The sequence below is a fragment of the Streptomyces sp. ISL-94 genome, assembly GCF_018614075.1.
In the GTDB taxonomy this organism is placed as follows: Bacteria; Actinomycetota; Actinomycetes; order Streptomycetales; family Streptomycetaceae; genus Streptomyces.
The window spans coordinates 85,900-111,180 of sequence record NZ_JAGGOZ010000042.1 but is presented as its reverse complement, the minus strand read 5'-3'; the positions used below and the strand labels follow the sequence as shown (position 1 = coordinate 111,180).

Sequence of the window (25,281 nt, the reverse complement as noted above, 5' to 3'; positions counted from 1 at the left end):
CCGGAACGGCCGGTCCCCCACTCGGGGGACCGGCCGTTCCGGCGTTCCGTGGGCGATCCGCCCGTCGCGCACGGTGACCGGCAGTCGCCGCCCGGACACCGCCCCGGGGTGGGGCCGGCCCCCCAGGGTTCCCCTAGGGGATGTCACAGGTCAGCCGCAAAGGCCACGAATCCGGCCGCCCGGCCACCGCGTCCCGCCGGACCAGGTACTTTCGATCACGTGGCTGGATTCAGGATCGGACGGGGCCGGGACAACAACCGCACCCCGCAACAACCCCCGCGGCAGCAGCCGTACGGTCAGCAGCAACCGCCGCAGGCGCCGTACGGCCAGCAGCCCTACCCTCCCGCAGGCCCGCCCCCGCAGCAGCAGTGGCCGCAGCCGGGCGCCGGAGGCCACGGTGAGCCCGAGTACTTCGACCCGTACGGTCAGCAGCACCCACAGGCGCCGCAGCCCCCGTACGGCCACGGAGGCCAGGGAGGCGGCGCGGGCCACGGGGGCTACACGAACGACAACCCGGGGCACACGCAGGTCTTCGCCGTCGGCGAGGACCCGTACAGCCAGGGGGCGACCTACCACGCGGGCCCGGCCGCGGCCGGGCCGACCGGCCCGCGGCTGCCGTGGAAGGAGCTCCTCCGCGGCATCGTGACGCGGCCGGGGCAGACCTTCCTCCAGATGCGCGACTACGCCGTCTGGGGGCCGGCGCTGACCGTGACCTTCCTCTACGGGCTGCTCGCGGTCTTCGGCCTCGACGACGCCCGCAAGGACGTGATCAACGCGACCCTCTCGAAGGCCGTCCCGATCGTCCTGTCGGCGGGCGTGGCCTTCCTGATCTGCGGCCTGCTCCTGGGCGCGGTCACGCACACCCTGGCCCGCCAGCTGGGCGGCGACGGGGCCTGGCAGCCCACCGTGGGCCTCTCGATGCTGGTCATGTCGCTGACGGACGCCCCGCGCCTGCTCTTCGCGGTGTTCCTGGGCGGTGACCACGGACTGGTCCAGGTGCTCGGCTGGGCCACCTGGGTGGCGGCGGGCTTCCTCTTCACCTCGCTCATCGCGAAGTCCCACGACCTTCCGTGGCCGAAGGCACTGGGCGCCTCCGCGATCCAGCTGATCGCGCTGTTGTCGATCATCAAGCTGGGCACCATCTAGACCCGGCTGCGGCACCGGCCGCACGAGGGAACGAAAAGAAGGCCCGCCCCGCACGGAGTGCGGCGGCGGGCCTTCCGCCCTCTGCACGATCAGGCGTCGAGTACCTGGCCCTCACGCTTCACGACGGGCGGCTCGACGGACCACGGGAAGTTGATCCACTCGTCGGTCTTCTTCCACACGTACTCGCACTTCACGAGCGAGTGGGACTTCTCGTAGATGACGGCGGACCGCACCTCGGCGACATGACCGAGGCAGAAGTCGTGGACGAGCTTCAGCGTCTTCCCGGTGTCGGCCACGTCGTCGGCGATGAGGACCTTCTTGTCGGTGAAGTCGATCGCCTCAGGCACGGGCGCCAGCATGACCGGCATCTCCAGGGTGGTGCCGACACCCGTGTAGAACTCCACGTTCACCAGGTGGATGTTCTTGCAGTCGAGCGCGTACGCCAGCCCGCCCGCGACGAAGACCCCGCCCCGGGCGATGCTCAGGATGATGTCGGGCTCGTACCCGTCGTCGGCGATGGTCTGAGCGAGCTGCCGCACAGCCCGCCCGAACCCCTCGTAGTCGAGGTTCTCGCGCACTACGTCACTCATGCCTCGTGCCTCACCTGGGTGCGGTGGAAGTTCTGGAAGGAGCGCGAGGCGGTCGGTCCGCGCTGCCCCTGGTACCTGGACCCGTACCGCTCGCTGCCGTAGGGGAACTCCGCGGGCGAGCTGAGCCGGAACATGCACAGCTGCCCGATCTTCATACCCGGCCAGAGCTTGATCGGCAGCGTGGCGAGGTTCGACAGCTCCAGGGTCACGTGACCCGAGAAACCGGGGTCGATGAACCCGGCGGTCGAATGCGTCACCAGGCCGAGGCGGCCCAGACTGGACTTCCCCTCCAGTCTGGAGGCGATGTCGTCGGGCAGCGAGACGACCTCGTAGGTGGAGGCGAGTACGAACTCACCGGGGTGGAGGATGAAGGCCTCGTCCCCCTCCGGCTCGACCATCCGGGTCAGGTCGGCCTGCTCGACCGCGGGGTCGATGTGCGCGTAGCGGTGATTCTCGAAGACCCGGAAGAACCGGTCGAGACGCACGTCGATGCTGGAGGGCTGCACCATCGACTCCTCGAACGGGTCGATGCGAACCCGTCCGCTGTCGATCTCGGCCCGGAGGTCTTTGTCAGAGAGAAGCACGCCCCGAGGATACGCAGAGCGCGCGGGCCACCCCCAATCGAGAGCGGCGCCCGCGCGCCCGTCCGCTATCGCTTGACCGCCGGCCCCACGGGCACGGCCTGCCTCAGCCGCGCGCACCGCGGACACCGCAGCAGCCGCCCCGGCCCGATCCGGCCGGCACCGAGATGCTGCAGCGGGAAGGAGGCGGTACTGAAAACGTGCCCTTCGGCACAACGGACGACGGTGTGCTCCATCGAGTCCCTTTCCCCAACGAGCGATACTGCGATGAATCGCCACATTAGGGGATGAAGCGGGACCCACTCCAGCCGCCGCTCCGCACCCACACGGTACGCCCCAACTCCCGCGCCCACACGCCCCGGTGCACGCACCACACAACAACGACCCCGCGGCAAATTCACCGAGGGTCGATCATGAGGTAGAGTGAGTAACGATACGGCTCCAGCAGCTGGACCGCCGTGCGGATGTAGTTTAATGGTAGAACATGAGCTTCCCAAGCTTATAGCGCGGGTTCGATTCCCGTCATCCGCTCTTGAAAGAAGGCCCAGGTCACCGACCTGGGCCTTCTTTATCGTCTAGACCTACTCAGGGCTCCGCACCACTTGCGCACCACTTGTCCCCTGGGCGGCGTGGTCAGCGGCCTTCTGCCTTTCGCGCCACTCGCACCACCCGAGTCCAGCACCGCCCGGCATCAGGAGAGACACTTCATACACTCTGGGCCGCGCGTGCACACCTCCCCAGAACCGAGCGGCCAACCGCGCACCCAGGCCCGCCGGTTCACGCGGCGGACACGGACGACGTCACCTCCCAGGCAGCCCGCGAGGTGCGCCTCGTCCGACACCCGAGGCGGACCTCCGATTCAGCCGATGGTCACAACCAGTGATCGATCTGTGACTTACTGAGGTTTTTGGCGTGGTGTCGTCATGTGAGTCCGGTGACGGTGAGGCAGCCATCGATGGCTTCGCTTCGGTATTGGATCTTTCTGAGGCCGGTGCGGAGGGTTTGGACGAGGTGTTCGGGGGTGGTGAAGGCGGTGTTGGCGTGTGCGGTGCGTCTGAGGGCTGACCAGATGCCTTCGACGGGGTTGAGGTCGGGTGGGTAGGCGGGCAGGTGGTAGACGGTGAGCCAGTCCGTGGCCTCGATGAACTCGCGCATGCCTTTGGTGCGGTGGGTGTTGAGGATGCCCCTATGTTGCGTCAAGCCGTTGAGGACGGGGCGGTAGGTGGCGTCGGTTGGATTTGGCGGTAGATCTCACGTGCGACGTAGCGTTTGAGACAACGGATGATTTCTCGTTTCGACATGCCTTGTTTTGTGCGTCGTTCGAGGTAGAGGCGTGTGCGGTCATCACGGCGGAGTCGGGTTATGACGACGCGGTAGAGGGCCGCGTTGGCTTGTCTGTTTCCACCGCGGTTCAGTCTGCGGCGTTGTGTCTTGCCGGAGGACTGTTCGACGGGGCTCACACCGCATAGCGCGGCGAACGATGCCTCGCTGGACAGCCGCTCGGGGTTGTCGCCTGCGGCGATGAGCAGGGCAGCGGCGCTGTCGGGGCCGACGCCGGTGATGTCCAGGAGCTGCGGGTAGCAGTGGCGGACGGCCTTGGCGATCCGGCGGGTGAGCTCTTTCGCCTCGGTCGTCAGCTGCTGAATACGCCGGGCCAGCAGTCGCAGGGTGAAGACGGCCGCGTCGCCGGTGTCGGTAAGGTCGGCGCACTGAGAGACGAGGACAGTGTTCGTGAGGCCGGACAAGATTTCGCGGAGTGCGGGGTCGACTCCGAGCAGGACGGCCTTGAGCTGGTTCTTCGCCTGAGTTCGGGCCTTGATCGCTGGTTCCTTGGCCAGCCGGAGCACGCGCATGTCGGCGGCCGGCCCGTCGCCGCTCTTGGGTATGGCGTCAGCGCGTCCGGATAACAAAGAGCGGGCAGCTGCTTCCGCGTCGACGGCGTCGGTCTTGCCTCGCTTGCGTCGCATGGCGCGGTCGGGTTGGTTCACCTCGACGACCTGGATGTTCTCGCGGATCAGGAAGCGTGTCAGGGCGGCCCCATACGATCCGGTGCACTCCACCCCGGCCCGGTGAAGGGTGCCGAAGGAGCGGGCCCAGGCCAGAAGCTGGCGGTATCCGACGGCGGTGGTCGGGAACTCCTGGTGGGCCAGGGACACTCCGAGCACGGTGATCACGGCGGCGACGTGCACGTCCTTGTGGGTGTCCACCCCCAGGAGCACGTCCTCTGGCAAGGGCGCATCGGGCTGTGCGAGTAGGTTCGGGTGGGGCATGCTGGTGACGGTCACGTGGCTCCTCGGTCGACGTGGGGCTGTGGCCGACGTCGGAACGGTGGGCGGTCAGAACTGTGACGGTGCCTTGTGTGGCAAGGCCCCTATCGGGACACGCCCGCGGGTCCGGCGGCAGCGAGCACCGCCCGGTGTCGGAAGCCGACAGATCCTGAACAGGGCAGCCAAGGCCAGTTGTCCCACGGGTCAGACCCCACCCCCGAACGGCGCGACACCAGTCTCACAGTTGTCCCAGACGAGGACGATCGGAGCACCGAGCCTGCCGTGGGCGTAGACCAGCATCCAGCGGAAGTCTCTCCAGTCGTAGCTGCGGCGTTCACCCTTGGCCGGACGCCGGTTGTGGACGTGGAGTTTGTAGATCAGCCGGGAGCGTTGGCCGGGTTTGTAGCAGCACATTCCGGCAAGGGTGACGCGGCAGCGGGTCCAGCCGCGCATCCGGACGGTGGGTGTGCGGGCACGGCGGGCCCATGTGGCGCGGGAAGGCGGCGTCATCGAGAAACCGGCTTCGTCTTCGAAGACGATCCAGGCTCCGAGCGCCGCCGCGGTGCTTCCACGTGCGGCCACACGTCTTTCACCCAGCCGGCCACCGCGGCATCGTCGCGTTCCAGAGCTCTTCTGGCCGGGACCTGCCGACTCCAGCCGCCTCGGCGCATGGTCTGGTAGACAGCCGCGATGCTCAGCACCTTGTGGAGGCGGCGTCCGATGATGGTCTGGATCCTGGCCAGGGTCCACGTCTGGTCCGGCCAGCCGTGAGCGGCGGGCCCCTTGTCGAGCTCGGCTTCAAGCACCTTGAACTGTCTGGCGCTGATTCTCGGCCGGCACATCGGCCCTTTGGAGCGGAGGGCTCTTCGGCCGCCGTCCCGCCAGGCCTTGCGCCAGCGCTGCACCGATCGCTCACTGACCCGTAATCGCTTCGCGATCACGGCACTGGACATGCCTTTAGCGAAGAGCCCAGCTGCTTCCAGGCGGATACCTTCCCGGAAACCCTGACGCTCCGACGTCAGACCCCCACCTTGCGGATACCTCATACAACCGGCATACCGCGACGATCAAGAACTGTCAGCCCCGACACAACGTCAAAATGCTCAGGTATTGCCCTCGGAAGCTGCGCGCGAAGGACACCGCACGCCGCCCTCTCGCGGTGGGTCGACCTCTTCGTCGACGCCCTCGTCTCCCATTCCTGGTCACCGAGCTCGGCCTGGCCTCCGCGATACAGGGACAACCCCGGCTTCGAGGCGTCGCACGCCTACGCCGGCCCCACGCAATGCGGCTCGCGCTCCTGCCGCGCTCTCCTACGACCGGAGGAGATGATCCTTACGTCATTCGGTTCGATGCATGTCCAGAGATCAGGGTTCGTGGATCGTCAATGTCAACTGTGATCTCGATCCCCGATGTCGAGCTAAAGATAGCGACATTTTCGGACAGCCGAATCCGATCAAATGGATTGGATTCCCTGAAGAAAATCGCCCAGATGAGCGCACGATCAACAGTCAACCGTGCGATGAACCCCTCGGACCCGTACGAACCCTCGCCGCCCCACAGCAGCCCCTTGCTCCCCAGGTCTACTGCGGCCAGCCCATCGACCGAAGACACCCAAGACGGATCACTCTCCAGCAGCTCATCCAGGTCGAAGGGGGCGAGCACCCTCAAACCGCTCGGCACGTCGGAGTCGAGGGAGACATCACAGGAGTGCCCGTCGGCGAAGTGTAGTGCGTCTCTGATAGGAAGCTGAAAGTCTTCCCATAGGCTTTCGATCGCGGTCATGTGGGCTTGCACTTCCCGTTGCGCACGTGCTGTGGCCTCTCCTGTAGTCCTGTCGGGGGTACCGGCTCGCCTAGTTCATTTCTATTCCGCCCCGGATTCATGCGCCTTCTAAATTGCTCCGCCCATGTTCGTCCGGTTGTCGCCGATCGCGAACGGATACGGATACGGAAACGGCGACACGCAAAGCCGGCACCCGCACGACCGGGCATCCCCACCGGCATTGCCCCTGACCCCACACGAGAGTCCGTGCCACAACGTGCCAGTAGGGACGGTAAACAGCGGTCGACAAGGGGACCGCCGAAACAATCACGAAGAGGCCGCCGGCGCACGTTCCTGCAGGTCAGGCGACTCACATGGGTACAAGTTCCGGGTGATTCCCAAGCTTATAGCGCGGGTTCGATTCCCGTCATCCGCTCTTGAAGGAAGGCCCAGGTCAACTACCTGGCCTTCTTCATTGTCTAGACCTCTCTGCCTCGCCGCGCCCTCCGCTTGCCCCAAGTCGCAGGAATGCCCTGCTCAGAGGGTTCCTCGCGCACTGGTGGGGGATGCAGCTGTGCCCTGGATCAATGACTACGTACGGTCGGACGGCACTCCGGTTAGGGGCCATGTCCGACTCCCGGCCGGGGCTCGGCGGAGACCGCGCTGCTGGGTTTGCTCGCCGCCGGAGTGATCGTCTTCGGCAACGGCACCACGACCGCGGGGGCCGGAGCGGACCCGGGGCAGGAGTTACCCCGGCCACAGGCGACAGTGGGTCTACCCGATCAAGTGGCCGGCGTGGGAAAACCAGCCAGCGCCCCAACCCATGCCGACGGTCTCCTATCCGATCGTCTTCCCCAGCGCGGGGAGCGGCAGGTGAGCCGCCGCCCGCCCGCGAAGAGGCGCGGGCGCAGCTCATCGACTCGGCGAGCGCGTGGTCCCAGCAGTGTCCTGTGCGGCCGACCGACAACTGAACGCCGAACTCGGCAGCCAGGCGGGCGAATTGGTGGCTGGTGTACTGCTTGGGTTCAAGGAGTCGTTGCAACACCGCTTGTTTGCAGTGACTGTAGCTGTTGGTTGAGGGCTTCGGCCGGTGTGCGCCAGCCGAGTGTCTTGCGGGGGCGCCCGTTGAGGGCGTCGGCGACCAGGTCGGTCCGCAGGTGATCTGCGGTTGCCCAGCCGACAACGCGGCGTGAGGCGATGTCGATGACGGTGGCCAGGTAGAACCAGCCCTGGTCGGTGGGGATGTAGGTGATGTCGCCGCACCAGCGGGCGTCCAGCCCGGCGGGGTCGGGCCGGAAGTCCCGGACGATCAGGTCAGGCCGGCCTGCGAATCGGGAATCGTGGTCTGGTGCCTGCGTCTGCGGTGTCGGCCTTGCAGTCCGGCGGCCGGCATCAGCCTGGCGACACCGCGGCGGCCGCATCCGGCGCCTTCCCGCTTGAGTACGGCGTGAATACGCGGGGCGCCGTAAGCTCCGCGCGAGTGCTTGTGGACTGCGGTGATCTTCTCGGTCAGCTCCAGGTCACGGACATGTCGACGTCCTCGCGCAGGCGGCGGTTCTCCCGCCGCAACGCGGCCAGCTCCTCACGCTCGCTGCTGGTCAGGCCGTCACGCTCGCCCGCGTCGACCTCGGCCTGCTTGACCCAGTCCCGCACCGCGGTCTCAGTCAGATCGAAGTCCTTGGCTATATGACCGACTGATCGGTCACCGCGCCGGCACAGCTCGACGATCTCGGCCTTGAACTCCGGCGTGAACGAGCGGCGAGGGCAAGGCTTCTTCTTCCCCATGCTCTCCATGATGGACATCCTCCCGGGGCTGAGCCCCTGATCTCGAATGTCCGTCAAAGCGGATCAAGCCCAGGTGCGGTTGCGATGAGGATCTGAGCGGCCTGGGTGATGTTGTCGGCGCGGACCGCACGGGCCATCGCCTCGCGGGCGGCATCGGCCGTGGTGTGCGGAGGAATCACCAGCAGCGCGAAGTGGTCGTTGTCCCCGCGGGTGATGAGGACGGTGTCATCGCCGACCGGGTCGGAGTCGAGGTGCACGACCTGGTCGTCGATGACCAGGCGGGTCGGAATGTTCTGCCAGGCGGCGGCGTCCAGGCCGACCCGCGTGTGGGACCAAGGCGCCCGGTGAGTGCCGTGATCAGAGCGGGCAGCTCGGTCGCGATGTCACGGGAGCGCGGCCACCACGCGCCGTCGAGGACCCTTCGCGGGTCTGTGTCGTCTCCAGCCGCAGGAAGGCCGTTCCGGGCTTGACCGCTTGGTGGATCTCGTCCGGAAGGAACCTGGGTGGAGTGGGAGTGTCGGATTCAGCCATGTCGGTCCGCCTGTCTGCGGGGTGCGACGACACGTCGTCCGACGCCGGTACCGGCTTCGGAGTGGCTGTTGATCGGCGCAGTGCCGCTGTCGTTTCACGGTACTCCGCGTGCCCGCAGTGATACTCACGGCCGCACGCCCCGGAACTCCCGGCGGAACCGGAAAACACCTGGTCAGAACCGTCTTCCGGGACCGCAGACCGGAGTAGGGTGAAGGAACCGGGAGTGTTTCGTACGCCCGCTCCCACGCGGACGTCGTTTCCGGCGATCAAGGCACCGGGCCCTTCTCGGACGGCCTGGAGACGGGTCCGCGTCATGACAGCGACCACTGACCGCGCCACGTCCCGCGTCCTGTCTCCCACTCTCCCGGCGCGCCTGTCGCTCACGCCGAGGACCACGCTCGCCGGCCAGCTGGACGGGGCATGGTGGCCACGCTCCCGTGACCTCGAAGCCGAGCTTCCGGCGCTCGCCGACGCGTTGGACGAACCCTGGGGACGCATCACTCGTGTCACGGTGAACCCCACCCGCTGGCCCGTCATCCCGCACACGGTGCCTGTCGCCGGGCACACCCTGCACGTGGGCTGGTTCGCCGAACAGGACCCCGACAAGCTGTTCCTGCTCTCCGGCATCGTCGGCCGCTGGGACCTGCTGGTGATCCCGCCCGAAACCGCACCCGCCGCCGCGGCCCGGCTGATGACCGCCGCCGCGATCCCGGGAAGCGTCCTCACCGCCCGCGCGCTGATGGCCGCCGAAGCCGTCATCGGCGGTGGAATGCGGGACGCCCGGAGCCGCGTAGAAGACTGGGAGAGCGAAGGCGGGGCGTGCATGTCGCCCTTCGGGAACCTCGTTGGGCGACGCTCCCTGCCCCTGCCCGGGAACACCTGGAGGTGAGGAGCGTGGAGATCATCGTCCTCATCGCGGCGATCATCCTCGTGACCGGTATCGGAATGCACCTGATCCACCTGCTCAACGCCCAGCCCGACGCACGGATCGCGGCCTACCACTTCAACGACGCCCTGCCGGTCGTCGGCCGACGAAGCAGGAAGCATCACTGGCGGGCGCCAGAAGCCCCCGGTCAGCCAGCCGGCACCAGTCGTCGAGCCCACCGCACGGATGCCGACCGGTGAGGGACAGACCTTCCTCTGACCAGGGGCAGCGGGCGGGACGCGATGGCGTCCCACCCGCCGACTTCTCACCTCGCCCCGAAGGGATCACGTCATCTTGAAGCGCACCGAGACAGAGATGCTGCCGTCGGTCGGACACGCCGAAGTCCGCATCATCGCGGCCTCCCCCGAAGCCGCCCGCGCGGTCGCCGAGGTGTTGCGCCGCTGCTTCGCCGGCATGGAACAGCGCAGCTACCCCGCCTCGGACGGCGGCACCCGGCTCCACCTCACGGTGGACACGGAATCCGCGGCCGGACCCGCCCGCTCCTGGCTGACCGCCAGCAGATCTCCCGCCGGCACCGGCGCCCACACCGACGAGGTCTGACCGGAGCCGGCTCCCGCCCCACGCACGAGAGGACGCGGCCATGGCGACACTGCGCGAGCGCAAGACCTACCGCGAACAGGTTCTGCGGATCCTGTACGAAGCCATCGAAGGCAATCGTCTTCTCGGAATCACCGGGGCCAAGCTGGAAAGCGACCTCCACATACCGGAGCAGGATCTCGCCGCCGCCTGCACCTACCTGGCAGGCGAGGGCCTGATCACCGTCGACTGGGAGCCGGGCAACACACCCGCGATGGTCACCCTCACGCACGAGGGAATCCGGCGCATGGAGACCGAGGAGGAAGAGAGCGGCTGAGCCCGGTCCTTCAGCACCGGTCAGGGGTGCGCGCCACGGGGTACGACCATCTCGGTCAGCCGGGCGGCACCCGGTTCGAGGGACGACCAGGGCCCTGGCACGCGCAGCACGGCGATCGCGGACGTCGGGAATTTCGAACGGGTCTGCTCCAGCGCGAAGCCGTCCGCCTCACCGGCCAGCAACAGAACCAGCTCCTGTACGCCGGGGTTGTGCCCGATCAGCATCAGCGTCCGCACCTGCGCGGGGATCTCCCGTACGACCCCGAGCAACTCCCCGGCGCTCGCCCCGTAGAGGCGTGCCTCGTGAATCACCGGCACGGTGACGCCGAGCTCGGCCGCGACGAGGTCCCACGTCTGGCGGGCGCGAAGGGCGGAGGAGCACACGACGAGGTCGGCAACGCAGTCGGCCTCGCGCAGCCAGCGGCCGGCCGCAGGGGCGTCCCAGCGGCCGCGCGGGGCGAGTGGCCGCTCGGAGTCGGCCACGTCCGGCCAGGCGGACTTGGCGTGCCGCACGACGACCAGGCGCCGGGCGTTGCCCGAAGTCATGGCGTCGCCGGGTGCTGGTGGCCCACCTCGCGCGCGAGGTCCAACCCGAGGACGCGGTCGAGAAAGGCGAACGTCTCGAACTTGGCTCCGGCCGGCACGTCGGCGCGCCTCGCCACGCTGACCAGCAGGTCCAGAACAGCGGGGACACCGAGATCATCGGCGAGCGCGGCATGAGCCTGTCGCAGCACATCGGCAGGGATCGGCCTGGACGGCTCCTGCGCCCAGTCTGCCACCTGCTGCCGCCAGTACCGCAGCGTCCGCCGCGCCTCGGCGAGCGCTGCGCTGCTGACCGTGATCGGCGTGCGGTAGAAGTGGCCGAGCAACAGCATCCTCACAGCCAGCGGATCGGCCCCCTCCGGGGCGAATTCGTCCAGGAGGCCCGAGGTGAGGCGATGGCCACGGCCTGGGGCGCCCCCGTCCGGGGGTGCCGGCCTGACCTGGCCCACGTCGATCCAGGCCCCGCCGACGGCGTCCTGTGCGGCGGCGCCGTGAGCGAGCAGGTGCACGTCAGCAGCCGCACAGAACGTCTCGGTCAGATGGTGGACACCGACGGTGGCGGGCGGGTGGATGCCGAGAGCGGACATGGCGCGATCGAGTGCCTGGGCTTGCTCATAAGGCAGGTCCGGTGTGGTGAGGACCGTGAGGGACTCCAGGCCATGCAGCTCCGCGGCACGCGCCAGTACGTCACCGACCAGGGGCGCCCGCAGGTGCACCGTGCCGACCCCGGCGTCGGAGGCCGACAGGTGGACGCAGATGCGCAGCAGGTGACGGTGCCCGGAGGGGATCTCCACGAAACGGCCGGTGCGGGTGTCGGCGATACGCAGCATGATGCGGAGGCTAGTCGTGCAAACCCCCGGTACCGGGGAGGACCTGACCACGACGCCGACGTTTGTCATTCGCTGCTTTCAACAGGTCCTGGTCGGTGTGCACCGTACGACCCGGAGTCCGCGAGCCCGGCACTGGCGCATACAGCCCTGGAACTGCTCGAACTGCCCCATAGTCGTACCATTGGATTCGGGTCGAACACTCTCACGTGCTACGACCCGGAAGGGCGGCCTCGGCGGCGTGAATGCGTCGGGGCCGTTGCGGGACCCGCCGCCGCCATGAGCGCCTTAGCCCAGCACGGGACAGCGGTATGCCATACCAGCCAGGCGCCAACGGCGTGCAGGCGTCCGATGCGGCCCAGATCAACGACTTGGGCCTCCTTCGCTGCCCTTCGCCGTCTAGACCTATCCAGCCCCGCCGTGCCCTCCGCATGCCAAAAGCGGGCACCTTCGTCCGGCAAGCTTCGATCTCTCGGCGGTCTGCGGCGCCGGGTTACGCGACGGGCAGAGCATCCGGCCACATACTGCCACGGGCGATAGTATCGATGTCGATACTATCTCTGACGGGAGCGTATGGCGTGCGTCGATTCATCGGGCGAGAGCGGGAGCTGCGGGTTTTGGGCGCGGCCTTCGAGAAGGTCCGCGCGGGGGGCGGTTCTCAGAAGCCCGGCCAGTGCATCCTGCTGCGCGGGCGACGTCGGGTCGGCAAGTCGAGCCTGGTCGAGGAGTTCCTCAGCCGGGCCGAGGTCCCTTACCTCTTTTTCACCGCAGCAGGGGGATCCGCTGAGGACGAGCTGACGGAGCTGCTCGACGCCGTCGCTACGTCCACCCTGCCGGAGCGGTCTCTGTTCGCCGAGGAGGCACCGACCCAGTGGAACGCTGCGTTCCGTCTTCTGGCGGAGATCCTGCCCCACGACAGCCCGAGCGTGGTCGTAATCGACGAAGTCCCGTACCTCATGGACCGGATCGACGCCTTCGAGGGCATGTTGCAGCGGGCGTGGGACCGGCTGCTCAGTCGCAAGCCGGTCCTTCTGCTGCTGGTCGGTTCCGATCTGTCGATGATGGAGGCCCTGAACAGCTACGACCGCCCCTTCCACCAGCGCGGGCGCGAGATGGTCCTTGGGCCGCTCAATCCCGCCGACATCGGCGACATGCTCAGCCTGGAGCCAGCGGCCGCGTTCGATGCAGCACTGGTCACCGGCGGACTGCCGCTGATCTGTGCTGAGTGGCCGCAGGAAGCCTCATTGGGGGAGTTCCTCCGCGCCTCGCTCGACAATCCCATCTCCGCGCTCCTGGTCTCCGCCGAACGGTCACTGGCCGCTGAGTTCCCTCCCCAGGCGATGAGCCGGGAGGTACTGCGGGCCATCGGGAGCGGCGAGCGCACATTCACCAACATCGCCCGGGCGGCCGGCGGAATCGCCCACACGACCCTTACCAGAGCCACGGACGTCCTGACCGAGAAGCGCGTGGTCGCCGCCGAACTGCCCGTCTCCCTACGGCCATCCAAGGAGCGCCGCTACCGGGTGGCCGACCCGTATCTGCGCTTCTGGCTGGCGTTCCTCGATCCGCACATGGCCGAGATCGAACGCATGCGCGGCGACCTGACCCTGAACCGGATCAAAGAACAATGGACAAGTTGGCGAGGCCGGGCCATCGAGCCGCTCGTCCGCGAATCCCTCGCCCGCCTCCTGCCCGACGATGACCTGCCCGCCGCCCCGGCCATCGGCGGATACTGGACCCGCAGCAACGACGTCGAGATCGACCTGGTCGGCGCCGACCGCCAGCCGGTTGCCAAGCAACTGCTCTTCCTCGGATCGGTCAAGTGGCTGGAGAACTCGACTTTCGACAGCCACGATCTCGCCGCACTGCACAAGCACCGGGCGGCGGTCACTGATGACCCCGTGCCACTGATCGCGGTTTCCCGCAGCGGCGTCAACTGCGCCGGACTCCAGGCAACGTACGGACCCGACGAACTGCTCACCGCATGGCGCGGAAACTGAACAGCCGGACACCCGGTCGGCCCGAGCCAGGCCCCGTGGTTCCAGTTCTGGGTGCATTCGCCTGAACGGTGCGTGCCACTACGTGCCAGTCCGGGCGGTAAACATCGGTCAACAGGGGACCGTCCGGAGCCCCCGACATCACCCTCGCGGAAGCGCATTTCCGCAGCTCAATGGCCATCTAGGGCCTCAAGTGCCGAGTGATTCCCAAGCTTATAGCGCGGGTTCGATTCCCGTCATCCGCTCCATGACAAAAGCCCCAGGTCAGCGACCTGGGGCTTTTGTGTTGCCTATCCCGGCGGCAACCTCACGCTGCCGCTCCAGGTTGGAGTGCTGGTAGATCATGGCGGCCTTCTCCGACGACTGGCCGGCCCGCACCATCGTGTCCTTGAGGGTCGCCCCGGACTGCGTCGAGAGGGTGTGTCCGGTGTGACGAAGGTCGTAGAGCGTGAACTCCTCGGGCAGTCCGACTTTCTTCCGGGCCTTCTTCCACTTCCGCCCAAAGGTCGTCCGCCGAAAGGGGGCGCCTCGCTCCCCCACGAACAGCAGCGCGTCCGGCTTTTGCTCCGCGTAGAGATACATGTGGAGCTTGAGATCACCCCTCATGAAGTCCGGTAGGACGATGAACCGCTTACCTGCCTCGGACTTGGTCTCGCCGGGCGCCCGCTTCCCCGTGTTCAGCTCGGGCTCGGCGGACCGCGCCCATACGCCGACGTTCGCCAGGTCGACGTCGTGCCGCCGCAAGGCCGCCTGCTCTTCGGGCCGGGCAGGACCGTAGGCAGCGATGTAGACGAGCAGCCGCCAGCGCGCACCCAGCTCGCGGGCGAGCGCGTCAACCTGCTCGACGGTGGCGGTCCGGCGCTCTGCGGGCGACTCCTTCCCGGCGCCCTTGATCCGGCAGGGGTTCCGGCGGATCAACTCGTCGTCGGCAGCCGTCTCCATGATCGCCTTGAGCAGCCGGTAGGCCTTCGCCACGGTCGTGGCCCCGGTTTCCCTGACAGCGGGGCGCCCTGTGGCTGACGCCAGCTGCACCGTGCACCCGGCGGGTCCAGAAGTCGAAGGGGAGGTGGTTCCGGTGACGGTTGCCGTGATTACTCATCTGTTCGTGATGCTCGCTGCGGCCTTCGCTCTTCGCTCATTCCGAGGTGCGGGCAGGGCGCAACACCACGCTTGCCGGCTAGGGAACGCGCGGGCTTAGTGGAAGACGATGGACTGCGGACTTACCGCGCTCTCTGGCGGTGCCCCGAGCGGCAGATCTGGTGGCACTGGGCCGACCGGCCGGACGAGCCCATGGAGCTCTGCCCGGTCCCGCACCTCTTCGGCGGGTGACAGCGCTGCCGGCCGGTCGTCGCCCTGTCCTTCGCATGCCCGGTTGGGCGGCGGCGGGCGGGGAGTAGCGGGGAACAGCGGCGCGGACCCTGGGGACGCGCAGGTCAGCGTCTCGCCTGCTCAGGCCAGAGGCAGTTACGCGATCTTCCAAACTGGTGATGTACAGCAGCGAGGTGCAGCAACCACCGCGCCCGCAGCCGACCGCTGCCAGCCTCGACAGGCCGACGATGCCCCCGCAGACCACAACGGTTTCGGCCTATATCGCCCAGGTTTCAAAAAGGCCTGACTCCCTCCCCATGAAGAGCGCTGCCGAAGTAGGAACCAGCAAGCAAATGCCGATGCCGCCAAGCACATATGGTGCCGCTGGCGTCGCCTTCGGGAAGTGGCCATCGGCTCGACGCTTGCGCGCAAGTGCGAAGCGCCGGATAAACAGAGCGGCACTCAACATAAACAGGAACGCGCCGACAATCTGCAACGCCATCAAGACGCATTCAATAAGGAAAAGGAACAGGTACGAGAGCAGCAACCCCACGACTACCCTCACTTACTCAGATTTCGGCATTAATCAGAATCCGCTCGGCTTTCATCGCCGTCGGCTGCAACCACGCGCAAGGCGGACCATAGGATCATGGCCTGGACCGCGTCAACCCGTGCAGCTGAACGCGTGCCCGATGCGTGCCCGACCAGTTGGTAAGTCACGGCCATCTACGGGCTCCCCGCCCTGGACCAGCAACCGCGACAAGCACCACCACAGCAGATCAAGGGCACTTACCCCACTGGTGGCTCTGGTGATGACGAGGCGCACGCCCCCTCCGTACAGCAGTGACGCACAGCAGCGACAGCAACCCTTATGGCGCGGGTTCGATTCCCGTCATCCGCTCCATGACCATCGTCGCCCCGACCAAGGGCCAGCGTTCCCGAAATACGCGGATCCCGGCCGTGGAGCATGTTCGCTTCGTCGGGCCGGTCGAGACCGATGAGGACGAGACAGAAGCCGCTGAAACGAACACGCCAAGGGGCCCGGCACACGTCACGTCTGCCGGGCCCCTTGGCGCGCAGTTCAGTTCAAGTGGTGGGTGTCGTTGAGGGCCTGCACCGTGGCGGTGCCGTCCTCGTCGTACGTCACCGTCGACAGGGAGGCTGCTGCGACCTCCATGCGGAACAAGCTGTGTGGTGGGGCCTGGAGGGCGAGGCGGATCAGGGTTCTGAGTGGTCCGACGTGGGAGACGACCAGAACCGTGACGCCGGCGTACTGGGCCATGAGGCCGTCTCGTACGGCGGTGACCCGGCGGGTGACCTGCTGCATGGTCTCGCCTGCGCCCGAGGGGGCACTCTCGGGCGAGGCGAACCATGCGCTCAGGTCGTCCGGGTAGCGTTCGCGGACTTCGGTGAAGGTCAGGCCCTCCCAGGCGCCGAAGTCCGCTTCCCGCAGGTCCCGGTCGACCTGGACGCTCAGGCCAAGGCGCGCGGCCACGGACTGAGCGGTCTCCCGGCAGCGCCGCATCGGTGAGGTGACGACCGCCTCGATGTCGCCGCGGTGGGCGAGGGCGTCTGCTGCCGCCTGGGCTTGGCGGCGTCCAGCCGGTGAGAGTCCCGGGTCGGAGCCACCGCTGCCGGAGAGCCGCCGCTCTGGGGTGAGCAGGGTTTCGCCGTGCCGCAGCAGTACGAGCGTCGTCACGTCACTCACTTCGAGGTCGTCGCGAAGTGGTCCCGTACGGCGTCGGTCTGCTTCTCCATGACGTCGATGATGGCCTCGACCACGTTCAGGTCGGCGTCGTCGGCGATCTCCAGGATCCGTGACCACTCGAAGAAGCTGCGCGCCGGGTCGTTGGTGATGGGGAATGCGCGGATGGTGGCCTCGTAGCCGGCGACTCCGCTGGTGGGGGCGATGGCCCGGTAGGACTGGGTCTTGTTGATCTCATCGCGGGCGGCGATCTCCTGCTGGACGAGGCGGCCGTTGAGCGTGAGCCTGAAGTCGTAGCGGGCCGGGACCGTTTCGACCGAGCCGCCTTCCACCCAGCTGACGTCCCTGTGGATGTCCAGGTCGCCCGGGGACACGATGTCCAGGATCTGCATGGCGTCGCGGACGGTCGCCCACACGGTGTCCGGGTCGGCCTCGAGGATGGTCGAGTGGTACATGGTGTGCTTGCGCTGGATCGGCACGGAGTGCTCTTTCTTCTAGTGCTGGACGCGGTCGTCGGTCTTGGCGACGAGGTGGTTCCCGAGGACCAGATAGTCGATCTCGGTGCCAATGAAGCAGTTCAGGGCGTCGGTGGGGTGCAGACGATGGGTTCGCCGGCGACGTTGAACGAGGTGTTGATCAGGCAGGGGGTGTCGGTCAGTTCGATGAACTTCCGCAGCAGTGCCGTAAGCCGTGGGGTTCCCTCGTCTGTCAGGGTCTGGATACGGGAGGTGCCGTCCACGTGTACGGCGCCGGGGACGCGGTCCTTGTATTCGTCGCGGACGGGGAAGACGAACGTCCTGTACGGGGAGCTGGTCTTACGCCCCATGTCGAAGATCTTCGGCGCCTGCTCTTCGAGGACAAGGGGAGCGAACGGCCGGAAGGGTTCGCGGTGCTTGACCCGGGTGTTGATGATGTCCTTGATGTCGCTGAAGCCCGGGTTGGCGAGGATGCTGCGATGCCCCAGCGCACGTGGCCCGTGCTCGATGCGGCCTTCGAACCAGCCGATGACGACCTTCTTCGTCAGCAGCTTCGCCACACGGTCGATGACCTCGTCATCGTCCAGGCGCGAGACGACGACGCGGCCGGTGAAACTCTCAAGGGCCTCCTCGATCGCGGCGTCGTCGTAGGCCGGTCCCAGATAGGGGGTGACGGGTGCGGAGGCGGCGAGGATGTTCGCGGGGTCGGTGTCGGGGTGGTTGAGCCAGGCGTGGGCTGCGGCTCCGATGGTGATGCCGGTGTCAGAGGCGCCGAAGCTGACCTGCATGTCCTCGAAGCGCGAGCCTTCGAACATCGGGGTGTTGTTCAGGCAGTTCAGTGCGACGTCGCCTTCGAACAACAGCCGGTCGAGATCCGTCCTCTTCTCCAGGTGGCGGACCTGGTGGGCGGTGGCGACGTTCAGCAGGACATCCGCGACGGCGTCCTCCACGAGGCCCCTTCCACGCGCGCCGGGCGAAGCCGCCGAGTACGGCGCGGCACGGGTCCTCAGCCTCCGGGGCAGCCCGCAGGCTCGCGTTCCGACAGGCTGCCACACGCCGCAGCCGCGGACACCCTTGTTCAAGACGCTGCAGTCTAGGTGAATCAATATCTGTGGCCGCGGTCTGAGAGTTTAATGGACGCCGCCGGGAGGGTTTTTGCCGCCACGCATAGGGTGGCGCTATTTAACGTACGCAAGCCACTGCAGCGTGCTACTGTCTCTCTCAGTTGCAGTTTTGGTACCCAAAAACTTCAAGCGCCTCCCGGCGGCCTCCGCGCCGCATGGAAGCACTTTGTATTTCCTGGTCATTTTCCGGGCGGGGCATCATCGCGGCGACACGGCATCCGCATGGTGCGGGTTCCGGTGTACTGCCCCAAAGGAGATATGACATGGCTGCTGGCACCGTGAAGTGGTTCAACGCGGCAAAGGGATTCGGCTTCATCGAGCAGGACGGTGGCGGCGCTGACGTGTTCGCCCACTTCTCGAACATCGCCGCCCAAGGCTTCCGCGAGCTGATCGAAGGCCAGAAGGTCACCTTCGACATCGCACAGGGCCAGAAGGGCCCGACCGCCGAGAACATCCTTCCCGCCTGACGCCGACGCGCATTTTGTAGCTGGGGCCCGCATCCCTCGGGGTGCGGGCCCCAGCTGCACGCATTTCCCGCAGTGGTTCCGCCTGCGGGACGCAGTATTCAGGGTCGGGACCTCCTCGGAGCCGCACCCTTCGATCGACGTCCTGGATTTCACATCCGTCTGACGTCGCCCATTTCAGCGCCTGCGCCCGTACAGATTTCCTGTCAGGCCAGATTCGCATTCTATTCGGCCCGTTCTCGTGATTCCCTGCGGTGCTCTTTCGCTGCCGGAATTCCTTGATGCGTGCCGTATCAAGGAAGGTTCTGAATGAACCCCACACGTAAGAACGAGCGCTCCTCTCGCACCCGCAGCCGCACCGGCGGCCCCGCGTTCAGCACGGCCAGCGCTGGTTCGCCCCGGAGCAGCCGCTTCGGCTCGTCCACCCCGAGTCGTTCCGGAAGTGCGAGCCGCTCCGGCGGCTACGGCCGCCGGCCCGCCTCGGTCCAGGGCGAGTTCGCCCTGCCGAAGACGATCACTCCCGCGCTGCCCGCCGCCCTGGCCTTCGCCGATCTCGACATGCCCGGGGAGCTGCTGGCCGCCCTCGGCGCGCAGGGCGTGACCGTGCCCTTCCCGATCCAGGGCGCCACCCTGCCCAACACCCTCGCGGGCCGCGACGTCCTCGGACGCGGCCGCACCGGCTCCGGCAAGACCCTGGCGTTCGGCCTGGCGATGCTGGCCCGCACCGCCGGGCAGCGCGCCGAGCCCCACCAGCCGCTCGCTCTCGTCCTCGTCCCCACCCGCGAGCTGGCCCAGCAGGTGACCGACGCCCTCACCCCGTACGCCCGCTCCGTGAAGCTGCGTCTGACCACGGTCGTCGGCGGCATGTCGATCGGCAAGCAGGCCGGCGCGCTGCGCGGAGGCGCGGAGGTCGTCGTGGCCACGCCGGGCCGGTTGAAGGACCTCATCGACCGTGGTGACTGCCGCCTGAACCAGGTCGCGATCACCGTCCTCGACGAAGCCGACCAGATGGCCGACATGGGCTTCATGCCCCAGGTCACCGCCCTCCTGGACCAGGTGCGCCCCGAAGGCCAGCGGATGCTGTTCTCGGCCACCCTGGACCGGAATGTCGACCTCCTGGTGCGTCGCTACCTGACCGACCCGGTCGTGCACTCGGTGGACCCCTCGGCCGGTGCGGTGACGACGATGGAGCACCACGTGCTGCACGTCCACGGCGCCGACAAGCAGCGGATGACGACGGAGATCGGGGCGCGCGAAGGCCGGGTGATGATGTTCCTGGACACCAAGCACGCCGTCGACCGCCTGACCGAGCACCTGCTGAGCAGCGGAGTACGGGCAGCCGCGCTGCACGGGGGCAAGTCCCAGCCCCAGCGCACCCGGACCCTCGCCCAGTTCAAGACCGGCCACGTCACCGTGCTGGTCGCGACCAACGTCGCGGCGCGCGGCATCCACGTCGACAACCTCGACCTCGTCGTGAACATCGACCCGCCCACCGACCCCAAGGACTACCTGCACCGCGGCGGCCGCACCGCCCGCGCCGGCGAGTCCGGCAGCGTCGTCACCCTGGTCACACCGAACCAGCGCCGCGACATGACCCGGCTGATGGCCGCCGCCGGGATCACCCCGCAGACCACCCAGGTCCGCTCGGGCGAAGAGGCCCTGAACCGCATCACCGGCGCCCAGTCCCCCTCCGGGATCCCGGTCACCATCACCGCACCGGTATCCGAGCGGCCCCAGCGCAGCGGAGCCTCCCGCGGCCGGCGCAGGCCCGTTTCGGCTGCCCGGCGCATGAGCGTGCGGCAGTCCGCCTTCGACGCGGCGGCTTGAGAACCGCGTGCTCAGAAAACTGGCCCATCTCTGCAGGAGGCATGTTTTGACGCTGGTCCAGATGCAGTCCCGCTCGGCGAATGCCGACCCTGTGCACCGGATGGTGGTCGACGCCATGGAGGCGGCCGGTCCGCAGGTCTGTGACGACATGACGGTCGAAGTGGCCTTGTCGGTCATGGCCAGTGCCCGCACGGGTCATCTGCTCGTCTGTGACGAGGACGGCCTGTGCACCAGGCTGGTCACCCGGGCCCAGCTCGCCGCCATCCACGAGGGCGACACGTACACGGACCGGGTCCGGCTGCGCGACGTCCTCGGCGACCGCGGGCCGTTCACCTCGCCTCTGACCATGATGGCCGAGGCCGAGCATGCGATGCGCTACCGCCGGCTCGATGCCCTACCCGTCGTCGACGACCAAGGCTCCCCCCTGGGCGTCCTTGCCCTTGCACGCTGAACCGCCTCACCGCGGCACACCCGTCCCCTTCTCCTTCCTGTGAGGCGTCATGCGCTGTGTCATCGCCCGTTTCCCGTTCGACCTGACCAAGAGCGGCGTCCTGGAATCGATGAAGGGCGTCAAGCCCGAGCCGGTCATCGGCGAGTCCGTGATCATCGGCCGCCGTACCTACCCCGTCAAGCAGGTCGGCCAGGTCATCACCCGCCAGGACCGCCGCGACTTCAGCATCGGCGAAGTCCTCCGGGCCATGACCCAGCTCGGCTTCACCTGCCGCAGTCTTCCCAGGGCCGCCGCGCCCACGCGCGTCCTCAGCCCGCTCCAGCAGGCTTCCGCGATGCTCGGCGTCCCGGTGGCCATCTGACCGGCGGGACCGGCGCGAGCCGACACCGAAACGCGAGAAGGGCCCGACCGGCGCGCCGGTCGGGCCCTTCCGCGTCCCGACGGGTTTCTCTCCCCGGCGCTGGATCAGTGGTCGGAGTAGCTGAAATCGCCCATCGTCCAGGCACTGACATCCGCGATCGAGACGCGGTACATCCCACCCGTCTCCGGGATCCCCACCGCACCCTGAAGGATGCGGGCCATATGGAAGTGCAGATGGGTGGGCGGCCCCTCCCGGCGTGTTGTGGCGGTGAAGATGGCGGCGAACTCGCCCAGGCGGGCCGAGTCCGTCAGGACCTCCGACACCCGCTGCCGCCACACGGCTTCGGGAGCCAGCCGACCGGTGATGACCGCACCACCGGTCACCACGGTCAGGGACATCTGATTGCTCTGCCCGGACTCCACCAGGGCGGCGACGTCAACGAGCAGCTCGTCAGGCTTCGACATGAGAGCCGATTGTATTCACCGGCCGTCCCACCTGCTCCAGCGGTCGCGCTATCGGAACTGCAGATGCCCCCGCCGTGGCGCAGGGCGTGCGGCACGCCTTCGGCTGCCGCCATCCCGAGCCCCTGACCAGCGGTGCAGGCTGCTCTGCCCATCCTGGGACCACCGTCGCCTTCTAGCTCCGCCCAGGAGACACGAAAATCTCTCTCGGCCGGAGTAGACATTGGTCGGTGGTCTGGTTATGGTTTCTCTCGTAGCCCAGAGAGACAGCAGGGCCTGGCAGAGACGAACTGCCGGGCAGCAGTACACGCAGTTGCAGTTCGCAGGACGGTGCGGTGGTGGAGTTCCGAAGCCAGGGTTGTTGCAGGACGGCGACGGGACTGACGACCGGACCGGGTGGCCCGCAGTGATCAGGGGCCACCGCAAGCAGTACCGCAGTAACCAAGCAGTACCGCAGTAACGCAGTGGCAGTACCCGTAAGTGCAGTTCGCAGTACCCAGCAGTGAAGTCAGTGAGCGGTACCTCGGTGAAGGCGTCGGCTGCGGGCGCGCGCACCGGGAAGTTCGGCAGTGGGGTTCTAAGCCAGAGCAGACGCAGGATGGGCGACGGGGCTGGCTGCCGAAGAGTGGCGCTGTCACAGGCCACAGAGCAGTACGCATCACCAGCAGTACGCAGTAGAGCAGTACCAGCAGTATGAAGTCCCGCTTGACAAGTAGTTGATCCACGAGGAAGAACGGAGGAGCCAGGCGCCATCAGGATCGCCCGGGTCGAAGTCTGAGCCCGGGTACCGCAGGACATCGATAGTGAGGTGGTCTCCGGTCAAGCAACCGCGATCCCCGCACTCCCGGCAGCATCCAGGTCGGGTCAGCGGAAACACAAGGTCGGCGCAGTACCAGGGCCGACAGATGGTGTATTAGTTCCTTCGGGGCCCTGGTGCCGTACGGCACCAGGGCCCCTCCATGCGTTCCATGAGAGAGGTGCAATGACAGCAGACGACTCGTTCGGCCGTCTCGATGACGACGACTACCCCGCCTACACCATGGGCCGGGCCGCCGAGATGCTCGGCACCACCCAGGGGTTCCTCCGCGCCCTCGGGGAAGCCCGCCTGATCACCCCGCTGCGCTCCGCCGGCGGCCACCGACGCTATTCCCGCTACCAGCTGCGCATCGCCGCCCGCGCCCGGGAACTCGTCGACCAGGGCACCCCCATCGAGGCCGCATGCCGCATCATCATCCTCGAAGACCAGCTCGAAGAAGCCCAGCGCATCAACGCCGAGTACCGACGCGCCGCCGAATCATCCGCTCCCTCGGCCTCGGCCTGAGGCAGGTGTGCCCGTCGGGACCGGCGGCCCCGTGCCCGTGATCAGGTTCGAGCGGGAACGCAGAATCGTTTCCCCACGGCCACCGGACGCGCCGGTCTACAGCGTCTGCGATCTGTGCGCGACGTACATCACCGCCCAGCCCGGCTGGAGAGCGCGCCGGGGCATGGCCGCCGTGGTCAGTAGGCGGCGATGAAGATGGCGACGTAGTGCGCGGTGAAGGCCGCCACGGTCAGAGCGTGGAAGACCTCGTGGAAGCCGAACCAGCGCGGTGAGGGGTCAGGGCGCTGGAGGGCGTAGACGATCGCGCCGGCGCTGTAGAGAAGCCCGCCGGACACGATCAAGGAGAGTACGGCCGCCCCGCCGCTGTGCAGGAAGTCGGGCAGGTAGCGCACCGGTGCCCAGCCCAGGGCCAGGTAGCAGGGGGTGTACAGCCAGCGAGGAGCTCCGACCCACAGGACGCGGAAGGCGATGCCGGCCAGAGCGCCCGTCCACACGATCCACAGCAGGACGGGCCGCTGATCAGGGGAGAGCAGGAGCACGGCGAGCGGGGTGCAGGTGCCGGCGATGATCAGGAAGATGTTGGCGTGGTCGAGGCGGCGCAGAACGGCCTCACCGAGAGGTCCCCAGGTGCCGAGGTGGTAGACCGCACTCGTCCCGAACAGCAGCCAGGCGGTGACGGAGTACACAGCGCAGGCCAGAGTGGCCTGCGGTGACCCGGCCAGGCAGATGAGGACGATGCCCGCGGCCAACGATGCGGGGACCATTCCGGCGTGAAGCCAGCCTCGCAGCTTCGGCTTGATCGGTTCCACCAGATCGGCCGCCCGCTCCACCAGGTCGGCAACCAGGTGGGGGTCCTCGGCCGTCTTGTCCCGCTGCGATCGGGCGGGGAGGCCGATTGCTTCGCGCTCTCCCCCCGTCGGTGCGGAAGAAACACTGCCGGCTTCGACATCGTCTGGGGACACTGCTTCCCGCCCTGACTGGGACTGCTGAGCATCACTGGCAACCATGTGCTCATGCTAAAAGCCCGCCCCCCACAGCCTTCCCAGAGGTCTGCCTCCATTCCCCCGGTCGGCCTCGCCGGACGGGGGCGATTCAGCCCCCCGATGGTTCCGCTCCTGGCGGTCTGCCGCCAACTGAGGCCGTAAAAGTCGTGTAATCCGGCGGGCCATGGGAACGATCAGGGATCCCGAACGGGCCTCTCCGCTCGCCTACGTCCAAGGATCGCCGATGCTTCCCGAGTTCCGCTCCCACGCGTCCGTGCCCCTCGCCCATCAGCTGGAACAGCGACTGGGACTGGACCCACACCTCGAAGCCGGCCGGATCGACGTGGAGCGCGTCGCCGACATCGCCGTCGTCGCATCCGCCCACTCCGACGGATACGCGGCCACCGCGCACCTCCTCGGACTGCTGGCCGCGCTGCCCGCTCCCACCGAGGTCGGAGAACGCTTCTGGTCGGACTTGTGGAGGTCCTCGGGCTCCCTGTACCTGCTGCCTGCCAACATCAAGTCCTGGGTGCTGAGTTCGCTGGCCGGAGAGGGCGCTGGTCTGGCCGGGCGGATCCTCTCGGCTGTTGACGAGATGACCCCGGCCCAGCGCATCGCGGCCGGAGAGGTCATCGGTCAGGCACTCGCCGAGTCCGACCACCTCCCCGACCTCAAGACGCAGGTCATCGGCGAGCTGTGGCTCCGGGACCTGGAACTGACTGCCTGGCGCGTCCTGCACGCGGACCACAAATCAGCCGATCCGGCCGAACGGAAGGCCTTCCTCGACGCATGGACGAAGGTCTGAGCACCGTCACGCGCGTCCGCGCCCCGGCAGTGCCGGCCTCAACCGCGCCTGGGCCCGACCAGCCCGCACCAGGCACCTGAGGCCGCCGTCGACCCTCAACTGACGCCTTGCAGGCAGCGCGGCCCGCTGTTCCCCACCGTGCCCGGCACCGCTAGTGCTGTGACCGGAA

The 25,281-nt window shown here is 67.6% G+C and carries 30 protein-coding genes, 1 tRNA gene and 3 pseudogenes; 13 read left to right on the top strand and 21 right to left on the bottom strand.

Translation table 11 applies throughout. The annotated features are described in order from the left end of the window. Window positions 1-219: 219 nt before the first annotated feature. Window positions 220-1,146 (top strand): Yip1 family protein, encoded by a 927-nt coding sequence (locus J7E94_RS15970; RefSeq protein WP_215016039.1) that lies wholly within the window; start codon window positions 220-222, stop codon window positions 1,144-1,146. 89 nt (window positions 1,147-1,235) lie between these two features. Here J7E94_RS15970 and J7E94_RS15965 read toward each other — a convergent pair whose 3' ends face one another. From J7E94_RS15965 to J7E94_RS35705, 3 genes are all read right to left on the bottom strand, one after another. After that, window positions 1,236-1,736 carry a phosphoribosyltransferase gene (locus tag J7E94_RS15965; RefSeq protein ID WP_215016038.1) on the bottom strand — a complete coding sequence of 167 codons (501 nt, stop codon included), beginning with the start codon at window positions 1,734-1,736 and terminating at the stop codon, window positions 1,236-1,238. Next, a complete protein-coding gene (dcd, locus tag J7E94_RS15960) occupies window positions 1,733-2,320 on the bottom strand; it encodes a dCTP deaminase (RefSeq protein ID WP_215016036.1) in 588 nt (195 codons plus the stop codon). The genes J7E94_RS15965 and dcd overlap by 4 nt, the downstream gene beginning before the upstream one ends. A 65-nt stretch (window positions 2,321-2,385) precedes the next feature. Beyond that, on the bottom strand, window positions 2,386-2,598 hold the full coding sequence (locus tag J7E94_RS35705) for a hypothetical protein (RefSeq protein WP_308345117.1): 213 nt from the start codon (window positions 2,596-2,598) through the stop codon (window positions 2,386-2,388). A gap of 179 nt (window positions 2,599-2,777) precedes the next feature. Here J7E94_RS35705 and J7E94_RS15955 point away from each other — a divergent pair. Beyond that, window positions 2,778-2,848 (top strand) — tRNA-Gly (locus J7E94_RS15955). Window positions 2,849-3,238: 390 nt separating this feature from the next. On the opposite strand, the pseudogene J7E94_RS15950 reads toward J7E94_RS15955, so the two are convergent. From J7E94_RS15950 to J7E94_RS15915, 9 genes and pseudogenes are all read right to left on the bottom strand, one after another. Further along, window positions 3,239-3,505: pseudogene (locus tag J7E94_RS15950) on the bottom strand (transposase); the annotation flags it as partial. Between the two features lie 8 nt (window positions 3,506-3,513). After that, window positions 3,514-4,602: an IS110 family transposase gene (locus tag J7E94_RS15945; protein WP_308345116.1), complete on the bottom strand. Its 1,089-nt coding sequence runs from the start codon at window positions 4,600-4,602 to the stop codon at window positions 3,514-3,516. A gap of 186 nt (window positions 4,603-4,788) precedes the next feature. Beyond that, a complete protein-coding gene (locus tag J7E94_RS15940; RefSeq protein ID WP_251056722.1) occupies window positions 4,789-5,094 on the bottom strand; it encodes a hypothetical protein in 306 nt (101 codons plus the stop codon). Beyond that, window positions 5,091-5,630, bottom strand: coding sequence for a winged helix-turn-helix domain-containing protein (locus J7E94_RS15935; protein ID WP_215016032.1), 540 nt, complete (start codon window positions 5,628-5,630; stop codon window positions 5,091-5,093). Before J7E94_RS15935 ends, J7E94_RS15940 begins: the two co-directional genes overlap by 4 nt. A 286-nt stretch (window positions 5,631-5,916) precedes the next feature. Continuing rightward, window positions 5,917-6,366, bottom strand: coding sequence for a hypothetical protein (locus J7E94_RS15930; RefSeq protein WP_215016030.1), 450 nt, complete (start codon window positions 6,364-6,366; stop codon window positions 5,917-5,919). Window positions 6,367-7,370: 1,004 nt separating this feature from the next. Further along, window positions 7,371-7,622, bottom strand: coding sequence for a DDE-type integrase/transposase/recombinase (locus J7E94_RS35940; RefSeq protein ID WP_374224451.1), 252 nt, complete (start codon window positions 7,620-7,622; stop codon window positions 7,371-7,373). Window positions 7,623-7,654: 32 nt separating this feature from the next. Next, window positions 7,655-7,846: an IS3 family transposase gene (locus tag J7E94_RS35935; protein WP_374224450.1), complete on the bottom strand. Its 192-nt coding sequence runs from the start codon at window positions 7,844-7,846 to the stop codon at window positions 7,655-7,657. An 8-nt stretch (window positions 7,847-7,854) separates the two neighbouring features. Next, window positions 7,855-8,130, bottom strand: a complete 276-nt coding sequence (locus tag J7E94_RS15920) for a transposase (protein WP_215016025.1) — start codon at window positions 8,128-8,130, stop codon at window positions 7,855-7,857. 53 nt (window positions 8,131-8,183) lie between these two features. Then, window positions 8,184-8,661: pseudogene (locus tag J7E94_RS15915) on the bottom strand (DUF5994 family protein). Between the two features lie 313 nt (window positions 8,662-8,974). On the opposite strand from J7E94_RS15915, the gene J7E94_RS15910 reads away from it, so the two are divergent. From J7E94_RS15910 to J7E94_RS15895, 4 genes are all read left to right on the top strand, one after another. Further along, window positions 8,975-9,550, top strand: coding sequence for a DUF5994 family protein (locus J7E94_RS15910; protein WP_215016024.1), 576 nt, complete (start codon window positions 8,975-8,977; stop codon window positions 9,548-9,550). A 5-nt stretch (window positions 9,551-9,555) separates the two neighbouring features. Further along, complete coding sequence (locus J7E94_RS15905; protein ID WP_215016023.1) at window positions 9,556-9,786, top strand: hypothetical protein; 231 nt, start codon at window positions 9,556-9,558, stop codon at window positions 9,784-9,786. 115 nt (window positions 9,787-9,901) lie between these two features. Then, on the top strand, window positions 9,902-10,147 hold the full coding sequence (locus tag J7E94_RS15900; protein WP_215016071.1) for a hypothetical protein: 246 nt from the start codon (window positions 9,902-9,904) through the stop codon (window positions 10,145-10,147). A 40-nt stretch (window positions 10,148-10,187) separates the two neighbouring features. Further along, a complete protein-coding gene (locus tag J7E94_RS15895; protein ID WP_215016022.1) occupies window positions 10,188-10,460 on the top strand; it encodes a hypothetical protein in 273 nt (90 codons plus the stop codon). A 20-nt stretch (window positions 10,461-10,480) separates the two neighbouring features. On the opposite strand, the gene J7E94_RS15890 is transcribed toward J7E94_RS15895, so the two are convergent. Continuing rightward, the gene (locus tag J7E94_RS15890) at window positions 10,481-11,005 is read right to left on the bottom strand and encodes a histidine phosphatase family protein (RefSeq protein ID WP_215016020.1); all 525 of its coding nucleotides are present in this window, start codon (window positions 11,003-11,005) and stop codon (window positions 10,481-10,483) included. Then, the gene (locus tag J7E94_RS15885) at window positions 11,002-11,832 is read right to left on the bottom strand and encodes a hypothetical protein (RefSeq protein ID WP_215016018.1); all 831 of its coding nucleotides are present in this window, start codon (window positions 11,830-11,832) and stop codon (window positions 11,002-11,004) included. Before J7E94_RS15885 ends, J7E94_RS15890 begins: the two co-directional genes overlap by 4 nt. 575 nt (window positions 11,833-12,407) lie before the next feature. Between J7E94_RS15885 and J7E94_RS15880 the strand changes: the two genes are divergently transcribed. Beyond that, window positions 12,408-13,829: an ATP-binding protein gene (locus J7E94_RS15880; RefSeq protein WP_215016070.1), complete on the top strand. Its 1,422-nt coding sequence runs from the start codon at window positions 12,408-12,410 to the stop codon at window positions 13,827-13,829. 261 nt (window positions 13,830-14,090) lie between these two features. On the opposite strand, the pseudogene J7E94_RS15875 reads toward J7E94_RS15880, so the two are convergent. The 5 genes and pseudogenes from J7E94_RS15875 to J7E94_RS15860 form a co-directional block, all read right to left on the bottom strand. Continuing rightward, window positions 14,091-14,816 (bottom strand): annotated as a pseudogene (locus J7E94_RS15875) (tyrosine-type recombinase/integrase); the annotation flags it as partial. 595 nt (window positions 14,817-15,411) lie between these two features. Further along, window positions 15,412-15,687, bottom strand: a complete 276-nt coding sequence (locus J7E94_RS15870) for a hypothetical protein (protein WP_215016016.1) — start codon at window positions 15,685-15,687, stop codon at window positions 15,412-15,414. Window positions 15,688-16,215: 528 nt separating this feature from the next. Further along, complete coding sequence (locus tag J7E94_RS15865; RefSeq protein WP_374224448.1) at window positions 16,216-16,842, bottom strand: histidine phosphatase family protein; 627 nt, start codon at window positions 16,840-16,842, stop codon at window positions 16,216-16,218. Beyond that, on the bottom strand, window positions 16,839-17,318 hold the full coding sequence (locus J7E94_RS34590; RefSeq protein WP_251056720.1) for an SRPBCC family protein: 480 nt from the start codon (window positions 17,316-17,318) through the stop codon (window positions 16,839-16,841). The genes J7E94_RS15865 and J7E94_RS34590 overlap by 4 nt, the downstream gene beginning before the upstream one ends. 98 nt (window positions 17,319-17,416) lie before the next feature. Further along, complete coding sequence (locus J7E94_RS15860) at window positions 17,417-18,265, bottom strand: carbamoyltransferase C-terminal domain-containing protein (RefSeq protein ID WP_308345112.1); 849 nt, start codon at window positions 18,263-18,265, stop codon at window positions 17,417-17,419. A gap of 437 nt (window positions 18,266-18,702) precedes the next feature. Here J7E94_RS15860 and J7E94_RS15855 point away from each other — a divergent pair, with 437 nt between their 5' ends. The 4 genes from J7E94_RS15855 to J7E94_RS15840 all read left to right on the top strand — a co-directional run bounded on the left by J7E94_RS15855 (window position 18,703) and on the right by J7E94_RS15840 (window position 21,542). Beyond that, the gene (locus J7E94_RS15855; protein WP_215016014.1) at window positions 18,703-18,906 is read left to right on the top strand and encodes a cold-shock protein; all 204 of its coding nucleotides are present in this window, start codon (window positions 18,703-18,705) and stop codon (window positions 18,904-18,906) included. 306 nt (window positions 18,907-19,212) lie between these two features. Next, on the top strand, window positions 19,213-20,730 hold the full coding sequence (locus tag J7E94_RS15850) for a DEAD/DEAH box helicase (protein ID WP_215016013.1): 1,518 nt from the start codon (window positions 19,213-19,215) through the stop codon (window positions 20,728-20,730). Window positions 20,731-20,776: 46 nt separating this feature from the next. Next, on the top strand, window positions 20,777-21,181 hold the full coding sequence (locus tag J7E94_RS15845) for a CBS domain-containing protein (RefSeq protein WP_215016009.1): 405 nt from the start codon (window positions 20,777-20,779) through the stop codon (window positions 21,179-21,181). 49 nt (window positions 21,182-21,230) lie between these two features. Further along, window positions 21,231-21,542: an SCO5918 family protein gene (locus J7E94_RS15840; protein ID WP_215016007.1), complete on the top strand. Its 312-nt coding sequence runs from the start codon at window positions 21,231-21,233 to the stop codon at window positions 21,540-21,542. Between the two features lie 104 nt (window positions 21,543-21,646). Here J7E94_RS15840 and J7E94_RS15835 read toward each other — a convergent pair whose 3' ends face one another. Beyond that, entirely contained in the window at window positions 21,647-22,006 is a 360-nt protein-coding gene (locus tag J7E94_RS15835) for a hypothetical protein (protein WP_215016005.1), read from the bottom strand. Window positions 22,007-22,985: 979 nt separating this feature from the next. On the opposite strand from J7E94_RS15835, the gene J7E94_RS15830 reads away from it, so the two are divergent. Then, complete coding sequence (locus J7E94_RS15830; protein WP_215016004.1) at window positions 22,986-23,324, top strand: MerR family transcriptional regulator; 339 nt, start codon at window positions 22,986-22,988, stop codon at window positions 23,322-23,324. A 176-nt stretch (window positions 23,325-23,500) separates the two neighbouring features. Here J7E94_RS15830 and J7E94_RS15825 read toward each other — a convergent pair whose 3' ends face one another. Beyond that, window positions 23,501-24,331 carry a hemolysin III family protein gene (locus J7E94_RS15825; RefSeq protein ID WP_215016003.1) on the bottom strand — a complete coding sequence of 277 codons (831 nt, stop codon included), beginning with the start codon at window positions 24,329-24,331 and terminating at the stop codon, window positions 23,501-23,503. 160 nt (window positions 24,332-24,491) lie between these two features. On the opposite strand from J7E94_RS15825, the gene J7E94_RS15820 reads away from it, so the two are divergent. Then, entirely contained in the window at window positions 24,492-25,112 is a 621-nt protein-coding gene (locus J7E94_RS15820) for a hypothetical protein (RefSeq protein WP_251056719.1), read from the top strand. The last annotated feature ends 169 nt before the right edge of the window (window positions 25,113-25,281 follow it).